Source organism: Streptomyces niphimycinicus, from assembly GCF_018883605.1.
Classification (GTDB): domain Bacteria; phylum Actinomycetota; class Actinomycetes; order Streptomycetales; family Streptomycetaceae; genus Streptomyces; species Streptomyces niphimycinicus.
Genome location: NZ_JAHLEM010000663.1, coordinates 1 through 5,698 on the forward strand (window position 1 = coordinate 1; position 5,698 = coordinate 5,698).

6 protein-coding genes are annotated in these 5,698 nt (G+C 73.0%); 2 read left to right on the top strand and 4 right to left on the bottom strand.

Going from position 1 to position 5,698, the window contains the following annotated elements:
- Positions 1-130: 130 nt before the first annotated feature.
- On the bottom strand, positions 131-967 hold the full coding sequence (locus KN815_RS39570; protein WP_216346638.1) for a transglutaminase family protein: 837 nt from the start codon (positions 965-967) through the stop codon (positions 131-133).
- Between the two features lie 18 nt (positions 968-985).
- Positions 986-2,002, bottom strand: a complete 1,017-nt coding sequence (locus KN815_RS39575; protein ID WP_216346639.1) for a GNAT family N-acetyltransferase — start codon at positions 2,000-2,002, stop codon at positions 986-988.
- A gap of 114 nt (positions 2,003-2,116) precedes the next feature.
- Here KN815_RS39575 and fdxA point away from each other — a divergent pair, with 114 nt between their 5' ends.
- Positions 2,117-2,443, top strand: coding sequence for a ferredoxin (gene fdxA, locus KN815_RS39580; protein ID WP_014054705.1), 327 nt, complete (start codon positions 2,117-2,119; stop codon positions 2,441-2,443).
- 221 nt (positions 2,444-2,664) lie between these two features.
- Positions 2,665-3,786: a succinyldiaminopimelate transaminase gene (gene dapC / locus KN815_RS39585; RefSeq protein ID WP_216346640.1), complete on the top strand. Its 1,122-nt coding sequence runs from the start codon at positions 2,665-2,667 to the stop codon at positions 3,784-3,786.
- Between the two features lie 61 nt (positions 3,787-3,847).
- On the opposite strand, the gene KN815_RS52435 is transcribed toward dapC, so the two are convergent.
- On the bottom strand, positions 3,848-4,441 hold the full coding sequence (locus tag KN815_RS52435; protein ID WP_372458598.1) for an ATP-binding protein: 594 nt from the start codon (positions 4,439-4,441) through the stop codon (positions 3,848-3,850).
- 215 nt (positions 4,442-4,656) lie between these two features.
- Positions 4,657-5,577, bottom strand: a complete 921-nt coding sequence (locus KN815_RS39595) for a VldE C-terminal domain-containing protein (RefSeq protein ID WP_216346641.1) — start codon at positions 5,575-5,577, stop codon at positions 4,657-4,659.
- Positions 5,578-5,698 lie beyond the last annotated feature (121 nt).

Genomic DNA, 5,698 nt, shown 5'->3' on the forward strand with positions numbered 1-5,698 from the left:
CCCCGGCCGCCACCGGGACATCCCCCCCCACACACACGCACACCAGCCGCTCCGGGCCCAGAGGGCGGAGCCCCGGCCTGGGCCGCCGCCGAGGGCACGGGTGCGGAGACCCACCAGGCAGCGGCAGACGCTAGTTCAGCATCGCGCGGGCGGCGCGGGCCTCGTGGCGTGCGGTTTTGGCGGTGTCGGGCTGCACCGGCTCCACCACCTCCGCGTAGTCCTCCAGCTCCTTGGCGCCGGTCATGAAGTCGCCCCGCTCCACCAGGAGTTGTGCCCGCTCGTAGCGCAGTTCGGCCGGGTGGCTGGGCAGCAGCAGGGACAGTTCGACCGCCCACAGCCGGACGTCGGTGCGCTCGGGGCGGGCGGACGCCCAGGCGCGGATGTTGTTGAGGATGCGCAGCACGATGTCCAGCGGCCCGGCCGGGCTCAGCATCGACGGGGAGAGCGGGGCGCCGGTGGCCCCCGACACCAGTGTCGCCGCGTCCTCACTGGACAGTGGCCGCCCGCCGTCGAACGGATCGGCCAGCACATGGCTTCCGTAAGGATCGCCGAAGCCGACCACGAAGTGCCCCGGCAGCGCCACCCCGTACACCGGCGCGCCCGCCCGGCGCGCCACCTCCATCCACACCACGGACAGCAGGATCGGCAGTCCACGGCGGCGCCGCAGCACCGTGTGGAGGAGCGAGGATCCCAGCCGCCGGTAGTCGGCCGGGCCGCCCCGGAAGTCATGGCGTTCGCCGAGGAGGCGGGCCAGCGCGGCGGCCCAGTCCTCGGGGCCGCCGGGGGAGAAGGGGAGCTGACCGGCCAGCCGGTCCAGCTCGATCTGTGCTTCGTCGAGTCCGGTCTCGTCCAGTCCGGTATCGGCCTCCATGCCGACCAGCAGGCACAGCAGCGCCAGGTCGGGGCGCTCTTCGCGGGCCGCGTCGGCGAACCGCCGGCGGCGGGACGTGTCGTTCATCCGTGGCATAGCCGACTCGTACCCTGCTCAGCGCACATCCTGTCCAGATGCGCGCCAGTGGTGGTAGCTGTGGTGGACGGTGAAGCCCATGCCCTCGTAGAGGGCCTGCGCACCGTCATTGTCCGTCTCCACCTGGAGATACGCGGCCGAGGCGCCCTCGTCGAGCGCCTTGCGGGCCAGCGCCGTCATCACGGCCTTGGCCAGGCCCTGGCGCCGCCGCTCCGGGGCGACCTCCACGGCGGTGAACCCGGCCCAGCGGCCGTCCACCACACAGCGCCCGATCGCGTCCGGGGCGGCTCCCTCCCGCCCCGGCACGGTGGCGAACCACACGGACGGGCCGCCCGACAGCACCGTCCGCGCCTCGGGGGAGGGCTCGCCGGACGACCGCTGATAGCGGGCCAGCCAGGCGTCGTCGAGCCGGCGGGAGAGCGTCACCGCCGAGGCGTCGGCGTCCAGATCCCCGATGGGGGCCAGCGCCGCGATGCGTATCAGGGACGAGACCTCCCGCGTCCAGCCGCGGCTCTCCAGCTCCGCCGCGAGCAGCTCCTGGGTGCCCTCGGCGCCCGTACTGACCTGGATGTACGCGGGCAGCCCGTGCGCCGCGTACCAGTCGGTCACCCGGCGCAGCGCCTCGTCGAGGCCCGTCCCGGGGTCGCCGAGGGGCAGTACCGAATTGGCGCGCCGGGTGAATCCGCCCGAGGCGCGCAGCGTCCACTCGCCCAGCGGCTCGCTGACCATGGGCGGCCAGGCCCGGGCGGCGACCCGGTCCAGCTCGGGCGCGGTCGCGGCGGGGCCGCGGCGGCGGGCCGGAGCGGCGGGTACCACCTTGCCCGCCACCAGGGACGACTCGGCGATCCGCACCGCCTCACCGGTGCGCCGCGTGATGGAGAGCGAGCCCTCGGTCCACGATGTGAGAACGCCGACCACGTCGGTGAAGGTGGGGGCGGGCTCACGATCTCTGGTGATCAACCTGACCGAGACGCGTTTTCCCACGTCATCCGGGGTGATCCGGACTTCAAGACGTCCGCCAGTGGTGAAATCCACAGCTCAGTCAGCCCCTCATGTGCGTCTGGTGCCCAAGAACGGAGATACTAGGTGCGGGCATCGACGACGCCGCGCTCCCGCGCGATAGCAGCCCTAACGAGGAGGAACGACAGCGTGACCTACGTCATCGCGCAGCCTTGTGTCGACCTGAAAGACAAGGCGTGCATCGAGGAGTGCCCCGTCGACTGTATCTACGAGGGCCAGCGGTCCTTGTACATCCACCCGGACGAATGCGTCGACTGCGGGGCTTGTGAGCCGGTCTGCCCGGTCGAGGCGATCTTCTACGAGGACGACACTCCCGAGGAGTGGAAGGACTACTACAAGGCGAACGTCGAGTTCTTCGACGAGCTCGGTTCGCCCGGTGGGGCGAGCAAGCTCGGCCTGATCGAGCGGGACCACCCCTTCATCGCCGCGCTTCCGCCGCAGGAGCACGACGAGTAACCCTGCCCCGGCGTCAGCGCCCGGAAGCAGCCGGCGGTCCCGTATGGCCTGTGGCCTGCGGGACCGGGCTGTTTCCCGGGCGCTCCCGGCGCTCCCGGCCCTCCCGTGGGTCCCGGGTCTTCCCGGGGTCCACCGGTACGGCCGGAATCCACCGGGTTCCCGGGCCCTCGGCCCGGCAGTGCCGAAGGACCCGGGCAGTTCCGAAGAAAGCGAGCCACCCCGTGCCACCCGTATCCGCCCGCCTCCCGGTCTTCCCCTGGGACCGGCTCGAACCGTACAAGGCGATCGCCGCGGCCCACCGCGACGGCATTGTCGACCTCTCGGTGGGCACCCCCGTCGACCCGGTCCCCGAGCTGATCCGCGCGGCCCTCGCCGACGCCTCGGACAGCCCCGGCTATCCCACCGTCTGGGGCACGGCCGCGCTGCGCGACGCCCTCACCGGCTGGGTGGAGCGGCGGCTGGGCGCGGCCCGGGTGACCCATACCCAGGTGCTGCCGGTGGTCGGCTCGAAGGAACTGGTGGCCTCGCTGCCCGCGCAACTGGGCCTCGGCCCCGGCGACCGGGTCGCCTTCCCGCGGCTCGCCTATCCGACGTACGAGGTGGGCGCGCGGCTGGCGGGCGCCGAGCCGGTGCCGTACGACGAGCGGACATTCGCGGCCGGCGCCGCGGGCACCGACCTCGACCCGGCCGGGCTGAAGCTGCTGTGGCTCAACTCCCCGTCCAACCCCACCGGCCGGGTGCTGTCCAAGGACGAGCTGCGCACCGCGGTCGCCTGGGCCCGTGCGCACGGGGTGCTGGTGGTCAGCGACGAGTGCTATCTGGAGCTGGGCTGGGAGGCCGACCCGGTCTCCGTGCTCCACCCGGATATCTCCGGCGGGTCCTTCGAGGGGCTGGTGGCGGTCCACTCGCTGTCCAAGCGGTCCAATCTGGCGGGCTACCGGGCGGCCTTCCTCGCCGGTGACGAGGCGGTGCTCGGCGAACTGCTGAAGATCCGCAAGCACGGCGGGATGATGGTGCCCGCACCGGTGCAGGCGGCCACGGTCGCGGCGCTCGGCGACGACAAGCATGTGACCGAGCAGCGCGAGCGCTATGAGCGGCGCCGGGCCGCGCTGCGGTCGGCGCTGGAGGGCCAGGGCTTCCGCATCGAGCACAGCGAGGCGTCGCTGTATCTGTGGGCGACGCGGGACGAGCCCTGCTGGGACACCGTGGGCGCCCTCGCCGAGCAGGGCATCCTGGTGGCCCCGGGCGAGTTCTACGGCGCGGCGGGGGAGCGGCACGTGCGGGTTGCGTTCACGGCGACGGACGAGCGCGTGGCGGCGGCGGTCCGGCGACTGGCGGACTGAACGACCTGAAGGGGCCCGGGGAGTACGAGACTCCCCGGGCTCCCGTGTTGGTCCGGCGAAATCAGCCGAGCAGCGGCAGGCCCTTGATCGGCAGATCCTTGACTGGGAGGTCCGAGCCCTGCGGGGCGCTGGGCGCGGGGGCCTGCGGGGCGGCGGCCTCAGCGGGCTGCGCCGCCTTGGCCGCCTTGCCCTTGGCGTGGGCGCCGCCCTTGCCCTTCCCGTGTCCGAGGGCCCTGCCCTCGCCCTTACCGCCTACCTTGGCGTGCGCGGCCCTGGCCGGACCGGCCTTGGCGGCCTTGGCGGCCTTGGTGGCCTTCGCGCCCTTGGCGGGCTTGGCGGGCTTGGCGGGTTTGGCAGGCTGGGCGGGCTTGGCCGGGGCCACGTTCGCCGGGGCGGTCCTGCCCGGCAGGATCTCCTTGACGGTCCCGCCGGCCTTGCTGCTGACGTCACCCGCCGTGCTCCCGACCTGCTGCGAGGCGACGTCGGCGACCTCACCGACCGAGGCGGGGTCCAGCGAGGACAGCCCCAGCTTGGAGGACTGCGGCTGGGCCGGCTCCGCCGCACTCGCGACCCCGGCGGCGCCGACGACGGGTGCCGCGCTCGCCGCGACCAGCAGTGCGGCGCGGGCGATCCGACGGGTGAGAGGGAGGGACATGGTTCTCCTTTGGCGGAGGGACAATTTTCGTGCGGTGCCCGGCGATTCGGACGCTGTGAATACCGCGTGAACCCCGCGAAGGTTGCGGTGAGACAAGGCAAAGAGTTGGCAATGCGTCGCATTATCCGGTTCTGCGTGTAATACGCCCGGGTCATTTCGCCGTATGCGCAGCACAATGCGCCGTCAACCGCCCTGAACTGCGGTGATTCCATGCGCTATCGCATGGTGATGATCCGCACTTCCGCCCCGGAAATCCCCTTGGCCGGACGCCAACCCGCCGCGGAATTCCGCGCGTTCCATTCGCGCTCGCCGTAAGAGACACGTTCGATGCGCAACTCGTCCGAGTGGGCCACCGCCCAGTGCGCGATCTCCCAGCCGCGCTGCCCGGCGCGCCCCGGAGCCGCCGCCTTCGGCACCGGAACCACCACCGTGTGCGGCGAGGGGGCGACCTGCTTGCCGCCGCCGTGCCCGGTCGAGGCCGGCCGCGCCTCCGTCTCGGCGCCGAACTCCCGCTTCAGCGACGCCCGTACGCGCAGCGGATCGCCCGCCTGACCGTCGTCCGGCGGCCCCGGGCAACTGAGGGCCGCCCCGGAGTGCCCGGTGAGGGCGCCGGTCAGCACCACCGCCTCGGTCTCATGCTTGGCGTACGCCTGCGGGAAACCGCTGCGCTGCACCCGCTGCGCCGCCACCGTCAGCGGCAGCCGCGAATAGCCGGGCAACCGCACCAGGTCGTCGTAGAACTTCCCGGCGGCGTAGACGGGATCGCGGATCTGCCGCACGCTGCCCCAGCCCTGGGAGGGGCGTTGCTGGAACAGCCCCTGCGAATCCCGGTCCCCGTGGCGGATGGTGCGCAGCCCCGACTCTTGCAGGGCGGTGGCCAGCGCGATGGTGACGGCCCGCTCCGGCAGTCCGCGGGAGGCGGCCACGGCCTCGATCGTGGCGGCGTTCACGGTCTGCTCGGGGGAGAGCCGCACATCCTCGCCGTTCGCCCGTATGACACAGCGCGGCGGTCCCACACCACCCGTCAGCAGTTGCGCCGTCAGGTATCCGGCCAGCGCCAGCAGCACGGCACAGGCGACCCCCGCCCGCAGCAGCCGGGCGCGGTGGGAGAAGACGGACAGGCGCACGCGCCACACGGTACTGGAGCTCGCCCGGCCGCGCCGGATCACCGGCGCGGGGTGGGGAACACCACGTCGCGAGCCGCTTGGGCGGCCGGGGTCGGGGGCGGCGTGGGCGGCCGGAGCTGGGGGCGGCGTG